General features: G+C 30.7%; 25 protein-coding genes and 1 pseudogene. 3 read left to right on the forward strand and 23 right to left on the reverse strand.

The features are described from left to right. Nucleotides 1–46: 46 nt before the first annotated feature. The 4 genes from BN350_RS06045 to BN350_RS06060 all read right to left on the reverse strand — a co-directional run bounded on the left by BN350_RS06045 (nucleotide 47) and on the right by BN350_RS06060 (nucleotide 4336). Nucleotides 47–562 carry a hypothetical protein gene (locus BN350_RS06045; RefSeq protein ID WP_028042788.1) on the reverse strand — a complete coding sequence of 172 codons (516 nt, stop codon included), beginning with the start codon at nucleotides 560–562 and terminating at the stop codon, nucleotides 47–49. A gap of 100 nt (nucleotides 563–662) precedes the next feature. Further along, the gene (glgA, locus tag BN350_RS06050) at nucleotides 663–2090 is read right to left on the reverse strand and encodes a glycogen synthase GlgA (RefSeq protein WP_028042789.1); all 1428 of its coding nucleotides are present in this window, start codon (nucleotides 2088–2090) and stop codon (nucleotides 663–665) included. Beyond that, entirely contained in the window at nucleotides 2090–3196 is a 1107-nt protein-coding gene (glgD, locus tag BN350_RS06055) for a glucose-1-phosphate adenylyltransferase subunit GlgD (protein ID WP_028042790.1), read from the reverse strand. Before glgD ends, glgA begins: the two co-directional genes overlap by 1 nt. 12 nt (nucleotides 3197–3208) lie before the next feature. Beyond that, nucleotides 3209–4336: a glucose-1-phosphate adenylyltransferase gene (locus BN350_RS06060; RefSeq protein ID WP_028042791.1), complete on the reverse strand. Its 1128-nt coding sequence runs from the start codon at nucleotides 4334–4336 to the stop codon at nucleotides 3209–3211. A gap of 203 nt (nucleotides 4337–4539) precedes the next feature. On the opposite strand from BN350_RS06060, the gene BN350_RS06065 reads away from it, so the two are divergent. Both BN350_RS06065 and gerQ read left to right on the forward strand, forming a co-directional pair. Further along, complete coding sequence (locus tag BN350_RS06065; protein ID WP_044600165.1) at nucleotides 4540–4968, forward strand: cell wall hydrolase; 429 nt, start codon at nucleotides 4540–4542, stop codon at nucleotides 4966–4968. 8 nt (nucleotides 4969–4976) lie between these two features. Beyond that, nucleotides 4977–5279 (forward strand): spore coat protein GerQ, encoded by a 303-nt coding sequence (gene gerQ, locus BN350_RS06070; RefSeq protein WP_028042793.1) that lies wholly within the window; start codon nucleotides 4977–4979, stop codon nucleotides 5277–5279. 97 nt (nucleotides 5280–5376) lie between these two features. Here gerQ and BN350_RS06080 read toward each other — a convergent pair whose 3' ends face one another. From BN350_RS06080 to BN350_RS06130, 11 genes are all read right to left on the reverse strand, one after another. Then, nucleotides 5377–6591, reverse strand: a complete 1215-nt coding sequence (locus tag BN350_RS06080) for a bifunctional folylpolyglutamate synthase/dihydrofolate synthase (protein ID WP_028042794.1) — start codon at nucleotides 6589–6591, stop codon at nucleotides 5377–5379. 2 nt (nucleotides 6592–6593) lie between these two features. Next, nucleotides 6594–7244, reverse strand: coding sequence for a uracil-DNA glycosylase (locus BN350_RS06085; RefSeq protein ID WP_028042795.1), 651 nt, complete (start codon nucleotides 7242–7244; stop codon nucleotides 6594–6596). 2 nt (nucleotides 7245–7246) lie between these two features. Beyond that, a complete protein-coding gene (locus tag BN350_RS06090) occupies nucleotides 7247–8065 on the reverse strand; it encodes a Cof-type HAD-IIB family hydrolase (protein WP_028042796.1) in 819 nt (272 codons plus the stop codon). A gap of 1 nt (nucleotide 8066) precedes the next feature. Then, complete coding sequence (locus BN350_RS06095; RefSeq protein ID WP_028042797.1) at nucleotides 8067–8888, reverse strand: Cof-type HAD-IIB family hydrolase; 822 nt, start codon at nucleotides 8886–8888, stop codon at nucleotides 8067–8069. 12 nt (nucleotides 8889–8900) lie between these two features. Beyond that, complete coding sequence (locus tag BN350_RS06100; RefSeq protein WP_028042798.1) at nucleotides 8901–9677, reverse strand: alpha/beta hydrolase; 777 nt, start codon at nucleotides 9675–9677, stop codon at nucleotides 8901–8903. Between the two features lie 42 nt (nucleotides 9678–9719). Beyond that, nucleotides 9720–10013, reverse strand: a complete 294-nt coding sequence (locus BN350_RS06105) for an FtsB family cell division protein (RefSeq protein ID WP_028042799.1) — start codon at nucleotides 10011–10013, stop codon at nucleotides 9720–9722. After that, nucleotides 9974–10396 carry a spore cortex biosynthesis protein YabQ gene (gene yabQ, locus BN350_RS06110; protein WP_028042800.1) on the reverse strand — a complete coding sequence of 141 codons (423 nt, stop codon included), beginning with the start codon at nucleotides 10394–10396 and terminating at the stop codon, nucleotides 9974–9976. The genes BN350_RS06105 and yabQ overlap by 40 nt, the downstream gene beginning before the upstream one ends. Next, nucleotides 10396–10692, reverse strand: coding sequence for a sporulation protein YabP (gene yabP / locus BN350_RS06115; protein WP_028042801.1), 297 nt, complete (start codon nucleotides 10690–10692; stop codon nucleotides 10396–10398). The genes yabQ and yabP overlap by 1 nt, the downstream gene beginning before the upstream one ends. A 76-nt stretch (nucleotides 10693–10768) precedes the next feature. Next, entirely contained in the window at nucleotides 10769–11032 is a 264-nt protein-coding gene (locus BN350_RS06120; RefSeq protein ID WP_028042802.1) for an RNA-binding S4 domain-containing protein, read from the reverse strand. Beyond that, entirely contained in the window at nucleotides 11023–11541 is a 519-nt protein-coding gene (locus BN350_RS06125; RefSeq protein ID WP_028042803.1) for an AbrB/MazE/SpoVT family DNA-binding domain-containing protein, read from the reverse strand. Before BN350_RS06125 ends, BN350_RS06120 begins: the two co-directional genes overlap by 10 nt. Before the next feature lie 9 nt (nucleotides 11542–11550). Beyond that, entirely contained in the window at nucleotides 11551–12240 is a 690-nt protein-coding gene (locus BN350_RS06130) for a glycerophosphodiester phosphodiesterase family protein (protein ID WP_044600166.1), read from the reverse strand. Nucleotides 12241–12296: 56 nt separating this feature from the next. Here BN350_RS06130 and BN350_RS06135 point away from each other — a divergent pair, with 56 nt between their 5' ends. Next, nucleotides 12297–13085, forward strand: coding sequence for a Cof-type HAD-IIB family hydrolase (locus BN350_RS06135; protein WP_028042805.1), 789 nt, complete (start codon nucleotides 12297–12299; stop codon nucleotides 13083–13085). Nucleotides 13086–13116: 31 nt separating this feature from the next. On the opposite strand, the gene BN350_RS06140 is transcribed toward BN350_RS06135, so the two are convergent. The 8 genes and pseudogenes from BN350_RS06140 to BN350_RS18620 form a co-directional block, all read right to left on the reverse strand. Further along, nucleotides 13117–14757, reverse strand: a complete 1641-nt coding sequence (locus tag BN350_RS06140) for a putative manganese-dependent inorganic diphosphatase (RefSeq protein ID WP_028042806.1) — start codon at nucleotides 14755–14757, stop codon at nucleotides 13117–13119. A gap of 10 nt (nucleotides 14758–14767) precedes the next feature. After that, the gene (locus tag BN350_RS06145; protein ID WP_028042807.1) at nucleotides 14768–15427 is read right to left on the reverse strand and encodes a helix-turn-helix transcriptional regulator; all 660 of its coding nucleotides are present in this window, start codon (nucleotides 15425–15427) and stop codon (nucleotides 14768–14770) included. 128 nt (nucleotides 15428–15555) lie between these two features. After that, a complete protein-coding gene (locus BN350_RS06150) occupies nucleotides 15556–15921 on the reverse strand; it encodes a DUF2085 domain-containing protein (RefSeq protein WP_028042808.1) in 366 nt (121 codons plus the stop codon). After that, complete coding sequence (locus tag BN350_RS06155) at nucleotides 15914–16303, reverse strand: zinc ribbon domain-containing protein (RefSeq protein ID WP_028042809.1); 390 nt, start codon at nucleotides 16301–16303, stop codon at nucleotides 15914–15916. The genes BN350_RS06150 and BN350_RS06155 overlap by 8 nt, the downstream gene beginning before the upstream one ends. A 92-nt stretch (nucleotides 16304–16395) precedes the next feature. After that, nucleotides 16396–17676, reverse strand: a complete 1281-nt coding sequence (locus tag BN350_RS06160; RefSeq protein ID WP_028042810.1) for a galactokinase — start codon at nucleotides 17674–17676, stop codon at nucleotides 16396–16398. Next, nucleotides 17676–18689, reverse strand: coding sequence for an aldose epimerase family protein (locus tag BN350_RS06165; protein ID WP_028042811.1), 1014 nt, complete (start codon nucleotides 18687–18689; stop codon nucleotides 17676–17678). The genes BN350_RS06160 and BN350_RS06165 overlap by 1 nt, the downstream gene beginning before the upstream one ends. A gap of 12 nt (nucleotides 18690–18701) precedes the next feature. After that, nucleotides 18702–20204: a UDP-glucose--hexose-1-phosphate uridylyltransferase gene (locus BN350_RS06170; protein WP_044600167.1), complete on the reverse strand. Its 1503-nt coding sequence runs from the start codon at nucleotides 20202–20204 to the stop codon at nucleotides 18702–18704. A 178-nt stretch (nucleotides 20205–20382) separates the two neighbouring features. Then, nucleotides 20383–20926, reverse strand: a pseudogene (locus tag BN350_RS18620) (hypothetical protein); the annotation flags it as partial.

Here is a 20926-nt window from a genome sequence, read left to right on the forward strand (position 1 = left end):
CCTATAATTTATTATACTATAACAAATTCACTTTTATTAATCAAGTTTAATGATGTACAGTTAAAGATTCTAAAAATTGATTTACAACTTGAATATTCTCATCATAAAACTTTTCAGGGGCCTGATAAGCAAGAACATATGTCGCAGTATCTGTAAAATAAACCATATGTTCAAATTTTATTCCAGTAGACATATAACTGCCTGTAAATTCTTGACAATTTAGCCCACTTTTAATTTGAATATTCTTAAATGCAACATTCTCTGCACCATCCTCTTCTAATTGTCCGGCATAAAGTTCTGGCAAATCATCAAGTTGATTATCTGTATCATCAGAAATAGTCGTATAAAAAATGACTTCTTCTTCCTTGACAAAACGGACAATTTGCTGGTTATCAGATTTTGTATCTAATTCATAATCTTTAGGATAATAGAACGAAGCGAGATCAGCAATCTTATATTCAGTTCCTTCTTTTTCTAAAGAAACATTTTTATATTTTCTACCACATGCAAAAAAACTCAATAACAAGACAATAACAGTTAAAATCTTTATTTTTGTTCGCATCATATCTCCTCCTACCAACCTATTGTACTAAACAAAAGATAAGAAAGCAAATAAAAATCAATTTCATATAAAAGAGATAGGTTCCCCTATCTCTCTATAGTTAATCAAGCAATGAATTAAAAACCTTCAAATAGGCATCAGCACTTTTATCCCAGTCAAGCTTAGCATTCATTGCACGATGTACTAATCCTTGCCATTTTTCTTTATCCTTATAAACTTCTAATGCATAATCAATAATACTCATCATTTCATGTGCATTATAATTTGTAAAGCTAAATCCAGTACCAGTATCAGCAAATTCATTATATGGTTCAACACTATCTTTTAAACCACCAGTTTCTCTAACAATAGGAATTGTTCCATAACGAAGAGACATCATTTGTGATAAGCCACATGGTTCAAATAAAGATGGCATCAAGAACATGTCACATCCAGCATAAATACGACTTGATAAACCTAAATCATATTTTAAATTCAAAGATAACTTTTGATTATGATAAGCTGCAATAGCTTTCAAAGGCTCTTCATATTTCTGATCACCAGCTCCAAGAATAACAACCTGTACATCACGTTTCATTAATTCGTCCATACGATTAATAATTAAATCCAATCCTTTTTGCCAAGTTAATCTTGTCACAACACCAATCATTGGAATATCAGAATTAACTGGTAATCCACATTCTTCTTGTAATGCAGTTTTATTCAAGACTTTCTTCTCATCAACTGTATCAATATCAAAATGTTCAACAATTTCAGGATCAGTTTCTGGGTTGATTGTTTCATAATCAATACCATTTAAAATACCATACAAATCATGTCTACGCATTTGTAAAATACTTTGTAATCCTTCACCAAAGCTATCTGTTAAGATTTCCTGTGCATACGTTGGTGAAACAGTTGTGATGACATCACTATAGAAAATAGCAGCCTTCATCATATTAAAGCATCCATCATTACGACAGTTTCCATTATAATAAAGATAATTATCTAATCCAAAATGATCACTTAATAATGCTGGATCACATTTTCCCTGATAAGCAATATTATGAATGGTAAAGACAACTTTAATACCTTGATAGTATTCATAGTATGCATATCTTTCTTTATAAAGCGTTGCTATCATAGCTGTTTGCCAATCATGCAAATGCAATATATCAGGCTTAATATCAACATGTGATAATAATTCTAATACTGCAAAATCAAAGTATGCAAATCTCTCATTGTCATCATCATACCCATAAAGACCAGGTCTTCTAAAATATTGTTCATTATCAATGAAGTAATAAGTCACACCATCATATTCAGTCTTAAAAACACCACAATAACATTTTCTCCATCCAACCCAGATATCATAACTATCTACATACTCAAGAGTCTCTGCCAACTTCATATCTTGATATTTTGGTAAAACAACAATACACTCATGTCCTTTTTGTACCAATGCTTTAGGTAAAGACCCTAAAACATCAGCCAAACCACCTGATTTGATAAAAGGATTTGCTTCACTTGTTGCAAAAACAATTCTCATTAAACGACATCTCCTTCTTTGACATAAAGTGGTTCACTATCACCAATTAACTCAGTTTTCTTTTCAATACGAGCATCTTTATCAATAATAACATTTTCCAAATGTGCCCCAGGACTTACCTTAGAACCATTCAAAATAATACAATTCTTAACAACGGCATTCTTACCAATAGTGACATTACGAGAAAGAATGCTTCCTTCAACTTCACCATCAATAATAGCTCCATTTGCAACAAATGATTTCTTTACCTGAGCATTCTTTAAATACTTTGTAGGTGGTGTATCATTTGTATTTGTAAAAATCGGCCATGTACTCTTAAACACTTGCGTAGAAACATCCATATCTAAGAATTCCATGCTTACTTTATAATATGCATCATAAGAATCAATACATCTTGCAAAACCTTTATATTCATAAGCCATAATTTTTCTTTCATCACATAAATATGCTAAAGTATCTTTTAAATCAAAGAATGAACTAATCTTTTTTGCATATCCTATTAATTGTAATAAGACTTTTGTATTAATAACATAAGTTTCTAAAGAAATATTTCTTTCTTTACGATTCCCTTTATTTTGTTTAATTTCAGTCACTTGTTTACCTTTTAATCTCAAATAATCAGAACCTACAAAAGATTCATGAGCATTATTAATTCTTTGATAAACCATTGTAATTTCAGCACCAGATCTTGCATGAGCATCAATAACTTCTGCATAATTCATAGTTGTAATAATATGTGCTGGTGCAATGACAACATAATCTGCTTTCGCTTTTTCAATAAAAGCAATATTTTCTACAAGATTATTAATATCATGATTATACATTGTATTATTTGCATACTTTTCATTGTATAACAATGAAACACCACCAGATTTAGAGTTAAAATTCCATGAATTACCATTACCTAAATGTTTAAATAAAGATCTTGGTTTTTCTTTAATCAAAACACCAACAGTATCAACATTAGAATTTGACATATTTGATAAAACAAAATCAATAATACCATATCTTCCTAAAAAACTTACAGAAGCTACTGGACGTCTTTCAGTTAAACCTTTATAAGAAACATCAGAATGTAAATTTACTAAACCAACTACTTTTGCCATTGTCTTAACCCCCTATTTCGCATTGTCACTAACAAGTTCGACTTCTTTAGCTTCCTTGTTGACAACTTTCTTAGCTTTAATAACAACACCCTCATCAACGATAGATTTATAGATTTCTGCGCCTTCTTCTACCAATACACCTGGCATAAGAACTGAGTCAACAACTTTAGCACCTTCACCAATATAAACGTTATTGAACAATACAGAACCCTTGACATCACCATTGACAATACATCCTTGTGTAACAAGTGAATTCTTAACAGTTGCTTCTTCACCAATAATCTGAGGTTTACTTAATGTATCTTCTGTGTAAATCTTCCAGTCTCTTTTAATATTATAAAGATCTAATTCTTTATCATCTAACAAATCCATGTTAGCCTGCCATAAACTTTCAACAGTCCCAACATCTTTCCAATATCCAGCAAATTCATAAGCATACAACTTTTTACCATCATTTAACATCATCGGAATAATGTTCATACCAAAATCATGTTTACTGTTTTCATCTTTTGCATCTTCAATTAAATATTTTCTTAATTCCTTATAAGTGAAGATATAAATACCCATAGAAGCCAATGTAGACTTAGGTTTTTCAGGTTTTTCTTCAAACTCATAAATTGTTCCATCTTTATTTGTATTCATAATACCAAAACGACTTGCTTCTTTCATAGAAACATTTAAAACTGCAACTGTTAAATCAGCACCTTTTGCTTTGTGAGCAGCTAACATATCAGCATAATCCATCTTATAAATATGGTCACCTGATAAAATCAATACATACTCAGGAGAATGTTGATCTAAGAACCCAATATTCTGATAAATTGCATCAGCAGTACCAGCATACCAAGTTGCTCCTACCTCTCCTCTTTCACGGGCTGGCAAAATAGCCGCAAGTGATTTGTTTCCATCCAATCCCCACTTAGAACCAGCACCTACATAAGTACCTAATAGAACTGATTCATACTGTGTCAAAACTCCAACAATATCAATACCAGAGTTTGCACAGTTACTTAAAGGAAAGTCTATAATTCTATACTTCCCTCCGAAGTAAACAGCAGGTTTTGCAACTTTAGCTGTTAAAGCTTCAAGACGTGTCCCTCGACCACCTGCTAAGATCATCGCAACAATTTCTTTACTCATAATTTTTCCTCCTAAACTTTGAATGTGAAAGTGCTTACCTATATTTCTATTTTAACACAAAGCTGTTTAAAAAAACACAATTTCGTGTCATTTTAAAAAAGAATTTTTTGATGTATTCATTAAAGTTGAAATAACATTGAAGAAAACAAACTTTTTCAAATTTAGCAACTTTTTCTTTTTCCTACATATATTAAAAAGAGGTGATGAACTTGTCCCCAAGAATTTCATATAATGACTCAGATATTGACTTATTAGCCCGTATCATGAAAGCCGAAGCATTAGGAGAAGGTGAAGAAGGTATGCTGATGGTAGGTAATGTTGTTGTCAATCGCGTTGTTGCTAACTGCGACGTATTCAAAAACACAAGAACAATATCTGAAGTCGTCTATCAGAAAAATGCTTTTTCTGGTGTCGGACAACCCTTATTTAATCAGCCAGTCAATGCCAAAGAAAGAGAACTTGCATTACGAAACATTGATGGCTATCGAATTGAACCAGCAACGAACGCTTTATGGTTTAAAAATCCTGGTTCCAAAACTGCTTGTCCTGAAAAATTTTTTGGTGAATTAACAGGACGTTATAAAAATCATTGTTTTTATGCCCCAGGGGCAAAATTAAATTGTGACTTGTAGGAGGGTCTATGGATACAAACAATCAATCTATTTTACAAGGAAGTCAAACTTCTTCTTTACCAACACCTATTGCAGAACAAACTTATTTAGAAAATATTTTACGTCTCAATATTGGAAAACTGGGAACATTCTATTTTACTTATACTGGAAGTAGTGACTGGCGTGATCGAGCATATAAAGGAATTATTGAACAAGTCGGCAGAGATCATTTTATTGTTCGTGATCCAAAAAATCAAAAATATTATATTTTTCAGTTTGTTTATTTTGATTGGGCAGAATTTGATGAACCTATTCTTTATAACACAAGATAGCCTCAACTGATAGAATCAGATAAATATGTTGACTTCATTATGTCCTTAGCATTCATTATTGATTTCATAGTATATGTAAAAGGGAGAATAATTTTCATTATCCTCCCTTATTTGATTCCACAAGATACTTACGTACTCTTGATATAAAATGTAGTGAACCAGTAATCACAATATGATTCTTTTTAATATAAGCTGTCTTTAATGCCTCCATAAAACTATCAACAATAACTAAATGTGGTCGAGATTCAATCTTTGATAAATCAATTGCTCTTTCATCATTAAAAGTTGTTAAATAAACAGTATATCCTTCTTTCAACATCAAATCTAACATTGGATCAATATCTTTATCATTTAAACAAGAGAAAATAATGCTTATATTTTGTTCTTTTTTAACTCTTAAAGTTTGAATTAAAGCTTTAATCCCAGGCAAATTATGTGCACCATCTATTTCCACTGTACCAGTATGATAAGGTAACGTTTCATAACGCCCTTTCCATGAAGCATTTTCAATAGCAGAAGTTGTCAAATTAGCATCAAGACGAATAAGCTTAGAAGCAATTGTTAATGCTAATCTGGCATTCGTCACTTGATAAATACCTTGATTTTTTAATGTAAAAGCCATATCTCGATAACGAAAATGAAAAGGGTAACGAGAAACTTGATATTCTGGCACAACATACATAATAGCTTCCATAACATCACATTGTTCCTGCAAACGTGCAAGGATAGTTCCTTGTGTTTCACTTGTTATAAACATTTGATGAGGTTTAATAACCCCCATCTTTTCATTAATAATATCATAAATGCTTTCACCTAACTGTTTTTGATGATCCATCCCAATATTTGTAATCGCACTAATAATCGGATCTATAACATTAGTCTTATCATTTAAACCGCCAATTCCAGTTTCAATAATACGATAATCCAAATCCAAAGACTCAAAATACGCCAGCATAATTAAAACATCTATTTCAAACATAGATAAACCATCAGTTTCAATAATTTCATAATACTGATTAATATATTTTAATAGTTCTTCATCACTAATAGGTATATCATCAACACGAATACGATCATTATGACAAATAAGATAGGGTGAAGTAAAAGTTCCAACACTATAGCCATGAGCATTTAAGATACTCCTTAAATAATTAACAGTTGACCCTTTCCCATTCGTCCCTGCAATATGAATCATATTCTTTTGTTTCATAGAAATTTGACACTTATTTAATGTTTCTCTAAATTCATCAATTGTTCTTTTACTACGTTTAGACTCTATGTACGTTATTGCATCTTCTACACATTCAAACATCATTAAATCCTCCAATCTATCGGTTCAATTCCCTGACTGATTAAAAATTGATTTGTTTTAGAAAAAGGTCTAGAACCAAAAAATCCTCGATAAGCAGATAATGGTGAAGGATGTGGGCTTGTAATCACACAATGTCTACTTTGATCAATCATTTTCGCTTTATCAATTGCTTGTCTTCCCCATAATATAAAAACCAAAGGCTTTTCTCTTTTGTTCATAACTTCAATAATATGATTTGTAAAAATTTCCCATCCTTTATCTTTATGTGAATTTGCACGATGTGCTTGAACTGTTAAAACAGTATTTAACAATAATACCCCTTGATGAGCCCATGCTGACAAATCACCGTGGCGTGGAATATCAATTCCAACATCATCATGCGCTTCTTTATAAATATTAACAAGACTTGGCGGAATCTGTACTCCTAGTTCAACGCTAAATGCTAAACCATTTGCCTGATGTTCCTCATGATAAGGATCCTGTCCAATAATTACAACCTTAATTTCATCATAATCTTTAAAATTAAAACAATGGAAAACTCTATTTCTTGGTGGATAAACAGTATGTGTTTCATACTCCTTATTAACAAAAGATTCTAATTCTTTATAATAAGGCATTTGTTTTTCTTGTTGAATAATTGTCTTAAAATCCATAGTTATAAAATATACCTTTCAATAATTTCTGCAATAACACCTTCGTTATTATCCGCTTTTGTTGTTATATCACAAACCTTCTTCACATCATCCACTGCATTACCAGCTGCCACTGATAGCCCTGCAACACATAACATTGGCAAATCATTATAATTATCTCCCACTGCAATACATTCGCTTATATCAACACCTAAAAGGTCTGCCAAATGTTTCAATCCAGCACCCTTATCAATACCAATACGATTAAATTCCATATATCGATTCGAAGAATAACTTACCGCACATTGACCTTCCCAGATGTCTTTCATCAATGGTTCTAGACTCATTAAATAAGGAACATCAGTATTTTGATATAATATCTTAGAAATAGGTTCATCCTTTAAAAAATCAATAGAATTTTCTGTCATAATAATACAATCAACTTTTTGATTTTTAATTCTTTCAGCCTCTGATTCAGAAAGATTAAAAACATAAACTTTATCTTTTGTATAAACATGCTGACACACATCACAGTTTAAACCAAACTCAAATATTTCCTTTGTCTTTTCAAAAGATAAACCTTCAAAAAACAATAAACGATTATTTTTATTTTCAGTTAAAGCTCCGCCATTAAACGACAATACATACTCATTTTCTTCATCATAAAGCCCTAAAGTCTTTAAATCATGCTGAATAGACATAAAACCTCTGCCTGTTGCTGGTACAAATTTCACACCCTTTTCCTTAGCTTTTTGAATCAAATCAATATTTCTTTGACATATTGCATGCTGATCATTTAATAGTGTTTCATCCATATCACTTGCAATTATCTTATAAGCCATATTATTCATCCTCCATTATAAACTTTTCAATAACTTCTTTAACAGCACCTTGATCATAATCAACAGAAGTCACATAGTCTGACATTTCCTTAATATCATCTGTTGCTCCATCAACACAGACACCCAATCCTGCAACTTCTATCATAGAGGTATCATTATAATTATCTCCAATTGCAATTGTCTCTTCAATTTCTATATGTAAATAATCCGCTAACCACTTTAAAGCCGCTCCTTTATTCACCCCTAATGGATTAAACTCTAAATAACGATACGAAGAATAACTTGCTGCAAAACGTCCATCTATTAAAGGTTTCAATTCTTGTTCAATATTCTTCAAATAAGACATATCACGTCTTTCAAATAATATTTTAGCAATCTTATCGCCCTTTAAAAAATCCATATTATATTCATCAACGACTTTAAATGGAGCTTTTTGTACAGTTTTTCTTTCTACTTCATCAGGATCAGCATTAAAAATATAACAACAATCCATTGTAAAAATAAGTACACAGACATCATAAGTTGCACCAGCATTAAATAATTCCTTTGTTTCTTCAAAAGATAAACCATTAAAATAAAGAACATGATTATCTTTATTTTCAACAATTAAACCACCATTAAAACAAATAGAATACTCATTTTCCTGCTGATAAGTTCCTAATTCCTGTAAAATTTCTCCAATCATATTGTAAGCTCTGCCTGTCGCAGGTACAAACTTCACATTTTTATCTTTCAAAGATTGAACTGCCTTTTGATTCACTTCAGGAACATGATGATTCACCAATAACGTCTCATCTAAATCAGATAATATTAACTTATACATTCTATCCACCCTCTATTTATATAGAAATTCCATAAACATTGGAACCCTTTCTCGCCACTCACCTTCATTATGCTTGGCACCTTCAAAATAATGATACTCCAAATTTTTCATTTTGTCTTTCAATAAACAATAAATTCTATTATTACTTTCAATATACCATTCATCTATAACATCATCACCACAACCTTCAAATTCTCCCAAATCAAAATAAAAGCGATTATCTATAGAATATTCATGATTTTCAATAACATCTTCAAATTCATTCATATAAAACCAAAACGCTGTAGATAAAGATGCACATTTTCTAAAAACTTCAGGGTAGTTCAATGCTGCATAAGCACTAATCACACCACCCATCGAACTTCCAACAATTGCTGTATCATCAGCAATTGTTCGAAAACGTCTATCTATATAAGGTTTCAATTCCTCAATCATCCATTCAACATAGGCTTTCCCTTCTCCACCAATAATCTTATCTTTTATTTGAGTTTCCTGATAAGAGAGTTCTGAATTAATGAGCCATGGTCCATACTCATCCATTCTTTTGAAACCTGTAAAATTACATGGAATCGCAACCATAATTACATCCAAATGCATCATCTGAACATAATCTAAAAATCCCCAACTCACTCCACAAAAAGATAATCGATCAAAAAAGGCATTTTGACCATCTTGAATATATAAAACAGGATAACGTTTTTCCTGATCATAGTAGTCATCAGGCAAATAAACAGTTATCTTTCGATCTCTCTTTAATTTCTCCATATCAAAACGAAATGATACAAACATACTTTTCCTCCTTTTATATAACACAAAAAAATAAGCGCAAGCTTATTTCTTAGTATCTGGCAATCTGACAACTTCTTCTCCATCTTTAGGAAAGATATACTCATCTCTAGCATATCTTGCAGCATAATCATCATCCGTCAATAAATCAACCTTTTCAGATAAAGCTTTCTTTTCTTTCTCTAATTCTGCTTTTCTTGTCTCTAAACGTACCAATTCTTGTTTTTGATTAACAACACGAAATGCATTCACTGCTAAAGTATAAATTAAAACAGCCGAAATGCCAATATATATAAGACCTAGGAATTTTTTGTATCTGGGTTCTTTTGTTTTTGCCATTTTAACTTCACCTTCTTTACTCTTTTTTGTATTATACCATTAATATACCGAAAAAAGAAGATAAAAGGTGCGATTATTCTTTTCAAAATACGAACAAATATTTCTAAATGATACAAAAGATAGTAGGCATAATACTTCTGATAAAACAGATAACCTAAAAACATCATCATAAAGAAATAGAATCTTAAAATACCATCATTGAGAATCACTAAACCATAAAAATAGAGAATACCAAATCCAAAACCAATTCCTACCTGTATAAGATAACGCATAAAGATAGGGATTCTCATTAACAATCGATTGATAATATGATAGACTCCACTCATTACAAAGCCATATCCAAAAGAATAAAACAAACATTGAAATTGAACTAATAAATCCATTATTTCAATAGTTTATTAAACATCTTATCTTTTTGATGTGGTTTTTTCTTTTCAGAAACATAACTCATACTATCAATATTTCCTTTAATACTCACTTCATTTTGATCTTGATCCAATCTTACCAAAGTTAAATCACTACCCGTAATATTTAAATATCCCAATGAAGTTTCAATCAGAAATTCAAAAGAATCAAAACTTTCTATTTTCTTAACACCAGTCAATTCAAGACTTTTCCGATCTTTTAAACATATATGATGATAAGGTGTCTGTTCAAAATGTAAACTATTATTATCCATATTCTTACCTCCTAATCAACTATATGTCTTTACTCCTTAGAATATGCAAAAGACTTAACGATATCTCGTTAAGCCTCTATACTTCTACTTTCTTCTTTTCATCAATAATTTCATATAACATAGAACTATCATCTTTTAAGACATGTTCTTTTAAATCTAAAACTCTTACAGTTAAAAAGCTACGACCAAATTCAATCTCAATTTCATCACCGATCTTTAACTGAGTAGAAGGTTTGGCTACTTTACCATTAACCTTCACACGTGAAGATTCACTAATCTCTTTAGACAGTGTTCTTCTTTTAATAATTCTTGATACTTTTAAAAATTTATCTAAACGCATGCTTCAATCTCCTGTTCAATCACATCCTTAATGAACTCAAGTAATGTTTCATCCATCATGTAATAAGGTGTTTGCTCACTAATCATAAGCAGTGCTCCCTGACACTCTTGTCCATTAACCAATGGATATATTGTTACTTTTTTTGTTTCATTAAAGAAATCCATTGTGATTTCAATTTGTTTTTCTTGTTTTTCAATCAATAAGGATAAATCCTTTGGTATTGCTTTTCTTTGATATTTAGCAAGTCCATCAGATGAACTCGATATAACATTATGCAAATCACATATCATAAATGTATTATGATATTTTGTATATAACCCTTCTAATAAGACCTGTACTGTTGGTCCCATTTTATTTAACATTGAAAATTTTGTAAGGATGATTCTATCATCCTCTAATGAGAAAGAAATACTTTCTCCTTCTTTCATCATTAACTGTTTTCTCATTTCTTTAGGAATTACAATTCTTCCTAATTCATCAATTCTTCTAACCATTCCTGTTGTTTTCATAATAGTACCTCACTTAAAATATTCGTTTGATATTATTATGTCCACTCCTAAATTTTTTAATCTTTGATATTCCTTTAAATTTGGAACTGTCCATGCTGCAATCTGGATATGATGAGACTTAAGAAACTGAATTCTTGTTTCATTGAGAAAGTTATATCTAGGATGAATGGCATTCAAATCTGTTTCTAAAAGTTCATTACATTTCTTTTTATAACTATATTCAATAAGATAACCAGCATAATTATGCTTATCTAATGCTTTGATTTTTTGAACAGATGACAAATAAAAAGAAGAATAATAAATTTGTTTTTCAACACCCATATCTTGTACCAAATGATATACTTTTTCTTCAATACCATCATATTGAATAACATCAGTTTTTAATTCAATGTTAACCATAAAATCTTTACCTTTAATGAATTCTAACAATTCTCTTAATGTTGGAATGTCATAATATCCATAAGTTTTATGATTAAAATTAAATTGTCGTAACTCTTCTAACGTATAATCCTTGACATACCCTTCACCTGTACTTGTTCGATTGATTTTCTCATCATGAATCAAAACCATTTCTCCATCTTTGGTTAAGTGAACATCAGTTTCTACACCATCAAATCCCTGCTCATAAGCTTTTATAAAAGCCACCATGGTATTTTCTGGATACTTGGCACTATAACCCCTATGTGCTAACTTTTTCATCACTACACCCTCACTTTATGATATAATGATTATACTACAAAATGGAGGTCAAACAAATGATTAAAGCTATCTTTTTTGATATTGATGGAACAATTTTATCACATCACACAAAACAAGTTTGTGATTCAACAAAAAAAGCATTGCATCAGCTTAAAGAGAAAGGCATTTACACTTTTATCGCGACAGGACGACATATCTCTGAAATGCGAGATCTCCCTATTCAAGATTTAGAATTTGAGGGTTATATCACTTTAAACGGACAATATTGTTATAATCATAAAGAAGTTATTTACGATTTACCAATTCATCAAGATGATATTCGAAATATTATTCAACTCATCAACAAACATCCTTTTCCATGTATATTCGTTGAAGATGAACTGATGTATATCAATTATCACAATCAGGCAGTAAAAATTGTACAAGATGCTATTTCAACCGCTTTACCAGATATTAATGATCTCAATAGAGGATATACCCATCCCATATATCAAGTGATTCCATACGATATAACAATTGAAACAGAAGATCACATTTTACAATGTATGCCCCACTGCAAACGTACACGCTGGCATGAACTAGCCATTGATATTATTCCACAAAATGGTGGAAAACAAAACGGAATTAAAGAAATATTACATTATTACAATATCAATCAAAATGAAACAATGGCTTTTGGTGATGGCCTCAATGATATCGATATGTTTGAATATGTAGAATGTGCTATTGCGATGGGAAATGCATCAGATGAAGTCAAGAAAGCAGCTGATGATGTGACTGATGACATCGATCAAGATGGTATCATGAAAGCATTAATCAAACATCATATTCTTGATAAATATTAAAATCTCTCTTCTCATTTGAAGAGAGATTTTTTTATTGCGCTAATGCTTCTGTAATGACAGGAACAACTTGTTTCTTTCTAGAAATAACACCAGGTAAACTTGCTTGCTGATTGACAAGTTCAACTTTAAATGCTGTTTCTACATAATCAGGACGAGGTCCTGCTACAAAGACTTCACTTGTTGCATTAATCACATCTGTCAGTAACAGCATCGTAAATTCCATATGATTATCTTTAGCAACTTCTGCCATATAATCAAGCATTTCTGCCTTATAAGATGCAAAACCATCAATATCCATAGTATTGACTTGAGCAACCCCCACAGATAAGTCACCAAAACTAAATTTCTTATAATCCTGATTAAAAATCTCTTCAACAGTTTTTCCAGCTAAAGAAGTTCCAGCTTTAAACATATCCATTCCAAATTCCTGAATATCTACACCTGCAATTTGCGCAAGTTCTCTAGCCATCTTTGTATCAGTTGGTGTACATGTCGGAGATTTAAACAACAATGTATCACTAATAATAGCCCCTAACATCAATCCTGCCATATCTGCTGGAATATCAATATGGTTTTCTTTATAACATTTTGCAACAATTGTGGCAGTACATCCTACTGGTTCAGCTCTAAAAAGAACTGGTCCAATTGTTTGAATATCAGCCACTCTATGATGATCAACAATTTCTAAAATCTCTGCTTCTTCAATACCATCAATAGATTGAGCTCTTTCATTATGATCTACTTGAATCACTTTCTTTTTCATACCATTTAAGACTTGAAAACGTGAAACAGAGCCTACAACTCTACCCATAAAATCAAGAACTGGATAACTTCTATAACGTGTCTCACTCATCACTTCTTTAACATAATCAACAGTATCATCAGTTGAAAAAGTTGTTAATCCACCTTTTTGCATAACATATTCCACTGGAATAGACTGAATAATTTGTTGTGATGCCATAAAAGTATTAAATGGAGTAGATATAATGCTGATATGTTCACGCATACATTGTTTTAATAAATCTTCTGAAATCGTTAATGAACCTGTTAAAATAATTAATGAAACTTTTGCTTTTATCAAATGTTCAATTGCTTCATCTCGATCTCCACCTACAATCACAACATCATTTTCATGAACACGTTTCATAGCTTCTTCACCAGTCATCGCTGCAATATGTACTTCACCTTTGATTGTTTTTAAATTTTTATCTAAATATAAAATACCAGCATCTAATGTATCAATAACATTTTCAATAGGTGTTTTAGCATCTTTTAAGATTTGACTATCCCATTCATCCATATAACCTTCGATAATATTAGAAGTCGATAACAAGCCTAGTAATTGACTATGATCATCTAAAACAGGAGCACTCTTTAAATTTTGTTGCTTCATTAAAGACCATGCTGTTTTTAAAGTCAATTCCTTAGAAAAAACAGTCACCTTATCATAATCTAGATCTTCAACTTTTTGTTTCACTGTTTTTAATAAAACAGGTATTTCAACATGAAATCTTTTTAAAATATACTCTGTTTCTTTATTAATATCACCTAATCTTACAGGCACTGCATTATAACGTCCAATTGTAAATAAGAAATCTGCATAAGCAATAGCACTGCAAATAGAATCACTATCAGGATTCTTATGTCCACTTACAAAAACAATATCCTTCATTTTTATCCTCCTACATTTTCTTTAAATAACGATATATTGTTGGTTCACTCACTGCTAATTTTTCAGCTACCAAAACTATTGCACCCTTAACTTTAAACGTCCCTTTATCTTGTAAATATTTAACAACCTTAATTTTTTCTTCAACATTTAATCTTTCAACCAAGAAATAACTTGGAAATCCCATTTGTTCCAAACATTCCTTAATATAAAGATCAATCATCTCATCTAAAGGAGAAGAAAGAATTTCAATTGGGTTATCCAATTTAAATTCAACATCTTTACTTTCCTTAATTCCTAAAATTCTCTTTAAAGTTGATTCCAAATATTCATAATCAGAAATATTCACATTGACACACAACATACCAATAGGCATTTCCTTATTATCTTCCTTAATAAAATATGTTGCAGAACGTAACAGTTTCCCATCGGGTCCAGTAGTTTTATAATTCATGACATAATCATGATCTTTATATTGTTTTGTTTCTAAATAATGAATTGATAAATTAGAAAGTTTAGCGCCTACTTCTCTACCAGAAATATGACTATTAGCAATAGCAACAATTTCCTGTTCTTGAGAAGTTAAGTCATGTAAAGCAATTTCAACATTATCACCCAATGCTTCACCTAAAAACTCAACTAATTTCCCATATGGTTCTAATAATTTATACATGATTTTTTTCGCCTCCGATAGTCATTATACACTATATTTATAAAAAGTCATAGCCTTTTTTATCATGATAAAAATTAATAATTTTTTACTAGATAATAAACATTTTTCAGACAAAAAAGAAAAGAACATCAAAATGTTCTTTCATCCATATGCATATATAGAATCGCAATAAGCCCTGCTAAACCAAATCCAAAAAAACTACCAGTCAGTGCTCTGCGCCAATTCTCGCTCATAACTCCAAAGAATGTCTGCAAACTTCCATCCACAATCATTGGCACCATACATAATATCAATAACCATATTGGCAATTTCACTTTCTTGTGATAGAAAATCAATAAAGTGATAAGGAAAGCAAGAATAATAAATGTACATCGATAGCATAACAAAAAACAATATCCCATAAAATGCGGTGCTCTTTCAGCTATGCCATTACATATTGGAATTTCACCAATATGTGAAAAACGATATACCAAAAATGCAATGATTTTACTCATATGGAACAGTCTCTACAACTGTATTATAATAATAATCATGGTCATATTCATGTGATGCAATTCCAGCAAAGGCACTCATCATACAACAGATACCTATAACATATAAAGCAATGTTAGCAATAAAACCTCTCAAACATGATTTCGCTTTTAATGGATATTCTTTATTCCAGACCAAATATAATACCAAACCTACAACTGGTATTAAAAATGATAACAAGGCAAAACCAAAACTTGATTCATCCTCTTCTCGATGATAAGGCTGAGTGTCTATTGGACGATAACCACTCTGTTGAGTTTGTGCACGACCCTCTAACTGCGCCCCACAATAAGGACAATACTTCACATCCGAATTAACTTCTTTTCCACATTGATGACAATACATATCTATCCCCTCCTACTTGTATTGTACTAAAATAATAGATTATTGAAAAGAAAAAAGACTTCATTTAGTCTTTTCTCATAAAATATTATATTTTAACCTATAACTTTCACCCCACCATATTTACGAACTTTTAACACATGACAAGATCCTTCACCAAAATATTTTTCAATTTCTTTTTGATATATTTTCACATATTCATCTTCAACAAATGCTTGAATCGTTCCTGCAAAGCCACCACCATGTACACGGCAAACACCATGACTATCTAAAATTTGTTCAGATAAAGCCAAAGCTATAGAAACCGCCTGTTTATCTGTATAATTATTTGAATAGATATTTTGTAAATATTTAAATGAACTTTCTCCTGATGCCTTAATAATATTTTTAAATGTATCAAAATCTCCATCATTTAAAGCAGACACAGCTTTTTCTACTCTTTTATTTTCTTCAAACAAATGAATTGTTCTTAAAACCGCACGATCATTTGTTGCTATTCTTACTTCTGGTAATTTTTCATAAAACTCTTTTTCATTAACATCTCTTAAGAATTCTTTTCCAAAGAATTTTGCTACTTTTTTCATCTCATAAGGAATAGATGCATAATCATTTGTTAAATCAGCATGAGATGCATGAACATCAACAATACATAAGCTATGTTTAAACTCTGGAAAATCAACTTCAATCTTCTCAACAACTGGATGCTGATTATCTTTAAAGTCAATATGAATTAAACTTCCCACTGAACAAGCGCATTGATCCATTAAACCACATGGCTTTCCAAAATAAACATTTTCTGCATATTGCCCTACCTGTGCAATTATAACAGGATCAATAGCCATTTCATTGTATAATCCGGAAAGAATTGTTCCCACACCAACTTCAAAAGCTGCTGAAGAAGATAAACCAGACCCTTGTAACACATCACTTGTCATATAAGCATTAAATCCACCAATCTGATATCCTAATTCCTGATACCTTGCACAAACGCCTCTTATTAGTCCTTCAGATGTTTCAACTTCTTCATCTCTCTTTGATAAATCATGAATATCTACACCTTTGATATCATAATCATCAGATAAAACTTTAATGACATGATCAGTAGGTGCAACAACTGCGATAATATCCAAATTAATAGCAGCAGCTAAAACCTCACCATGTTGATGATCAGTATGATTTCCACAGACTTCACTTCTTCCAGGAGTACTATAAATGTCTACTTCCTGATCACCATATAAAGATATAAACTTCTCAACTGCTGATTGATATCTTATTTTTTGTTTAGCTATCAGACTTTCATCAATATATATTTCCTTTAAAAGAGAATGATACAGCTCTGTTTTTAACTCTTCTATGATTAAACTTGCTTTTTTCATTATTTAATAACCTCAAATTTATATGATGTTATTACATCATAAATTTCACCTTTCTTTAATATTGTTGTTGGATTTTTTTCAATATGAATCGCATCAGGTAAATTCTGTGTTTCTATACATACAGCATCTCTTTCAAAATAATGATGTCCATATTTACCTAAACGTCCATCTAAATAATTTGCTGTATAGATTTGCGCTCCTGGTAATGTTGTAGAAACTGTTAAACGTCTTCCAGATGCTAAATGTTCTAAAATAACTTGATTTTCTTTAGTAGTGAATATGAAAGGGTGATCAAATCCCTTTCCTAAAAGTAATTGTTCATCAGATTGTTCTACACGTTCTCCAATCAATGCAAATTCATTAAAATCAAATGCTGTATCTTTCACATCACGGAACTCTCCGGTTGGCAAACCATCTTTATCAATACATGCAAAACAATCAGCCTTAACCATCAGTTGATGATTATAAATATTTTCTTTTTTACCAGATAAATTAAAATATGAATGATTGGTAATATTGATGAGTGTATCTTGATCTGTTGTTGCCTGATACCTTACACTAAGTGTATCATCTTTTAGCTGATAAGTGACTTTTAAATCTAAATTTCCAGGATACCCTTCTTCACCATCTTTTGATAAGTAATAAAATTCAATGGTTTCATTATCTTTAATCTCATAATCAAATATTTGATAACTAAAGCCCTTTATACCGCCATGTAAATGATTAGGTCCATTATTAATAGCTAAAGAATATTGTTTATGATTTAATTCAAAACAACCTTTTTTTATTCTATTCGCAACTCTTCCTACCAAAGCACCAAGATAAGCATCTCGTGTTTGATATTGATGAAAATCATCATATCCTAGCACAACATCATCAACATTTCCTTCTTTATCTTTCATCAAGACTTTCATAATTGTACATCCAAAATTTGAAACAACAACTTCCATTTTCTCATTTTTCATTGATAATACATCAATACCATCATTGAATTTATCAATTACACATATCATATATTTTTCCTCCTATTCATCGATAGATTTTACAAATTGAACAAATGCATCAATGCCCTCATCATTCATTTTAAACACACCTGCATCTTCTAACACATTGACAAACTTCTGCGTTAAAGCATTTGCTATGAGATCATCAACATTTTCTTCTTTTATTATACGACTTTCTTTTAATTCTTCATACCACAATCGATGTTTTTGTAAATTTTCATATTCTTCAATCTTTTCTTTATCCAATAAACACTCTTTAAGTATTGCTAATTCATCTTTCAAACGTGCAGGTAATACCGCCAATCCCATAACTTCAATTAATCCAATATTTTCTTTTTTGATATGATGTAAGTTTTGGTGAGGATGGAATATTCCATCTGGATATGTTTCATTTGTACGATTATTACGTAAAACAAGATCCATCTGATACTTATTATTTTTCATTCTTGCGATTGGTGTAATTGTATTATGTGGTGTCTCATTACTGTGTGATAGGATATCTAAATCAGGTGCTGAGTAATTTTTCCAGCATGTCAGTGTTTCATCAGCAAAATCAATAAGACTTTGTTTATCAGAAGAAGTGACTCTAATTGTTGATAATGGCCATTTGATGACTTCTATTTTTAATTTTGGATATTTCTTAAGAATCACTGTTTCAATCACTTCTGCCCCTTCTATTGGAAAAGTATATCTTCCTCCTTGAAAATGATCATGGCTAAGAATAGAACCACCAACAATAGGTAAATCAGCATTTGAACCTAACATATAATGCGGAAAAGATTCAATAAATGTTAATAAATGAGTAAAGGTTTCTCTATTAATAACCATAGGTTTATGTTCCTGATTCAAGACTATACAATGTTCATTGTAATAAACATAAGGAGAATATTGTAAATAATATTGACTGCCATCTAATTCAATAGGAATAATACGATGTGTCTGTCTTGCAGGTCGATTAAAATCCCCACGAAATCCAACATTCTCTTTACAAAGCAAACACTTTGGATAACCACTAGATTTCATAAGTTTTGCTTTAGCAATTTCTTTAGGATCTTTTTCAGGCTTTGATAAGTTAATCGTTATTTCTATATTTCCATATTTATAAAACTTTTTAAAACGAATATTTTTATCAGTACGACTCTTACGAATATAATTAGAAGCAATTGATAGATCATAAAAATAATTCGTTGCTGCTTCTGGACTTATTTTGTAAAGTTCACGAAACGTCCCAATTACTTCACTAGGACGAGGCATTAAACAATTCATTATACGTGTATCAAATAAGTCTTTTGAAGTAATACTATCCTCTATTAGATGATTTTCAATCGCATACGCTAACATTGGTTCTAAGATTGGTGTTGCATCTGGTAAAAACTCATGAATATCCTCTTCTTCAAAAGTTTCTAATCCAAATAGATCTAATAATAAATTAATTGCATAATGAACATCCTCTTCAGACAACATCTTATGATGTAAAGCAAAATTAATTAATCTGTTAATTTCATGATTTATCACTATATTCATTCCTCCTTTTTTCTTCAATCAACATTCTATCACAACTTATGTTAATGTCAAATAAATTTACTAAATTAATTTAAATATTTACTAATTATATGTTAATTATTTACTAATATTTATATTTGGCCAAGAAAAAAAAAGATTTCAATAAATGAAATCTCTTTGCCCAATACAATCTAAAATTCTATATTTCCATTATTTGTTCTTTAAATTCCTCATAACTTATATTTTCAAAAATAATCATATGTATTCTATCTAATTGTGCTTCAGTACAATCATATAACCATTCTAACTCATGTATTCCATACTTTGCATAAATGATTTTCTTGATTTCTTCTATTTTTCCTTCTTCTTTTGAATCCCTCATTCCTTGCTCAATGACCCTTCTCTCTCGTTCTATATGACAATAGATCATAAAGTCTTCTGAATGCAAATATCTATCATATAATGCTTTTATATCCTTTCCTAATTCTGTCTTTGCCTTTTTCTTATGATTACTCTCATCGGAAAACATCCAGAACGCCTCCTGTATATCTTGATATCTTACATCCATTTTCATTTCCTCCAATCTTTGTATTTGCAATATATGGAATTCTAATAATCCTCTTTCCATCAGCACCTGATAATCATGTTCAAAGTTCTTAATCAGTGGTCCTGTATAAATAATGAATTGTCTAACCTTCTTAACCTCTTTATAATTATTTAATTCTATCATTTGTCTTGAGATC

This window comes from Candidatus Stoquefichus massiliensis AP9 (assembly GCF_000455285.1).
GTDB lineage: Bacteria > Bacillota_I > Bacilli_A > Erysipelotrichales > Coprobacillaceae > Stoquefichus > Stoquefichus massiliensis.

Coding starts and splice junctions, on each gene's coding strand:
- glgD (WP_028042790.1), bottom strand. CDS start 3,196: ATGGCAAAAGTAGTTGGTTTAGTAAATTTACATTCTGATGTTTCTTAT.
- gerQ (WP_028042793.1), top strand. CDS start 4,977: ATGGATACAAACAATCAATCTATTTTACAAGGAAGTCAAACTTCTTCT.
- BN350_RS06105 (WP_028042799.1), bottom strand. CDS start 10,013: ATGGCAAAAACAAAAGAACCCAGATACAAAAAATTCCTAGGTCTTATA.
- yabP (WP_028042801.1), bottom strand. CDS start 10,692: ATGGATAATAATAGTTTACATTTTGAACAGACACCTTATCATCATATA.
- BN350_RS06085 (WP_028042795.1), bottom strand. CDS start 7,244: ATGGATTTTAAGACAATTATTCAACAAGAAAAACAAATGCCTTATTAT.
- BN350_RS06095 (WP_028042797.1), bottom strand. CDS start 8,888: ATGTATAAGTTAATATTATCTGATTTAGATGAGACGTTATTGGTGAAT.
- BN350_RS06155 (WP_028042809.1), bottom strand. CDS start 16,303: ATGTATTGTCATCAATGTGGAAAAGAAGTTAATTCGGATGTGAAGTAT.
- BN350_RS06160 (WP_028042810.1), bottom strand. CDS start 17,676: ATGAAAAAAGCAAGTTTAATCATAGAAGAGTTAAAAACAGAGCTGTAT.
- BN350_RS06150 (WP_028042808.1), bottom strand. CDS start 15,921: ATGAGTAAAATCATTGCATTTTTGGTATATCGTTTTTCACATATTGGT.
- BN350_RS06080 (WP_028042794.1), bottom strand. CDS start 6,591: ATGTTTGAATGTGTAGAAGATGCAATAACGTACATAGAGTCTAAACGT.
- BN350_RS06135 (WP_028042805.1), top strand. CDS start 12,297: ATGATTAAAGCTATCTTTTTTGATATTGATGGAACAATTTTATCACAT.
- BN350_RS06170 (WP_044600167.1), bottom strand. CDS start 20,204: ATGAATATAGTGATAAATCATGAAATTAACAGATTAATTAATTTTGCT.
- BN350_RS06130 (WP_044600166.1), bottom strand. CDS start 12,240: ATGAAAAAGTTAGCACATAGGGGTTATAGTGCCAAGTATCCAGAAAAT.
- BN350_RS06165 (WP_028042811.1), bottom strand. CDS start 18,689: ATGATATGTGTAATTGATAAATTCAATGATGGTATTGATGTATTATCA.
- BN350_RS06065 (WP_044600165.1), top strand. CDS start 4,540: ATGAACTTGTCCCCAAGAATTTCATATAATGACTCAGATATTGACTTA.
- BN350_RS06145 (WP_028042807.1), bottom strand. CDS start 15,427: ATGTATAAATTATTAGAACCATATGGGAAATTAGTTGAGTTTTTAGGT.
- BN350_RS06120 (WP_028042802.1), bottom strand. CDS start 11,032: ATGCGTTTAGATAAATTTTTAAAAGTATCAAGAATTATTAAAAGAAGA.
- BN350_RS06125 (WP_028042803.1), bottom strand. CDS start 11,541: ATGAAAACAACAGGAATGGTTAGAAGAATTGATGAATTAGGAAGAATT.
- BN350_RS06140 (WP_028042806.1), bottom strand. CDS start 14,757: ATGAAGGATATTGTTTTTGTAAGTGGACATAAGAATCCTGATAGTGAT.
- BN350_RS06100 (WP_028042798.1), bottom strand. CDS start 9,677: ATGTTTGTATCATTTCGTTTTGATATGGAGAAATTAAAGAGAGATCGA.
- BN350_RS06060 (WP_028042791.1), bottom strand. CDS start 4,336: ATGAGTAAAGAAATTGTTGCGATGATCTTAGCAGGTGGTCGAGGGACA.
- yabQ (WP_028042800.1), bottom strand. CDS start 10,396: ATGGATTTATTAGTTCAATTTCAATGTTTGTTTTATTCTTTTGGATAT.
- BN350_RS06090 (WP_028042796.1), bottom strand. CDS start 8,065: ATGGCTTATAAGATAATTGCAAGTGATATGGATGAAACACTATTAAAT.
- glgA (WP_028042789.1), bottom strand. CDS start 2,090: ATGAGAATTGTTTTTGCAACAAGTGAAGCAAATCCTTTTATCAAATCA.
- BN350_RS06045 (WP_028042788.1), bottom strand. CDS start 562: ATGCGAACAAAAATAAAGATTTTAACTGTTATTGTCTTGTTATTGAGT.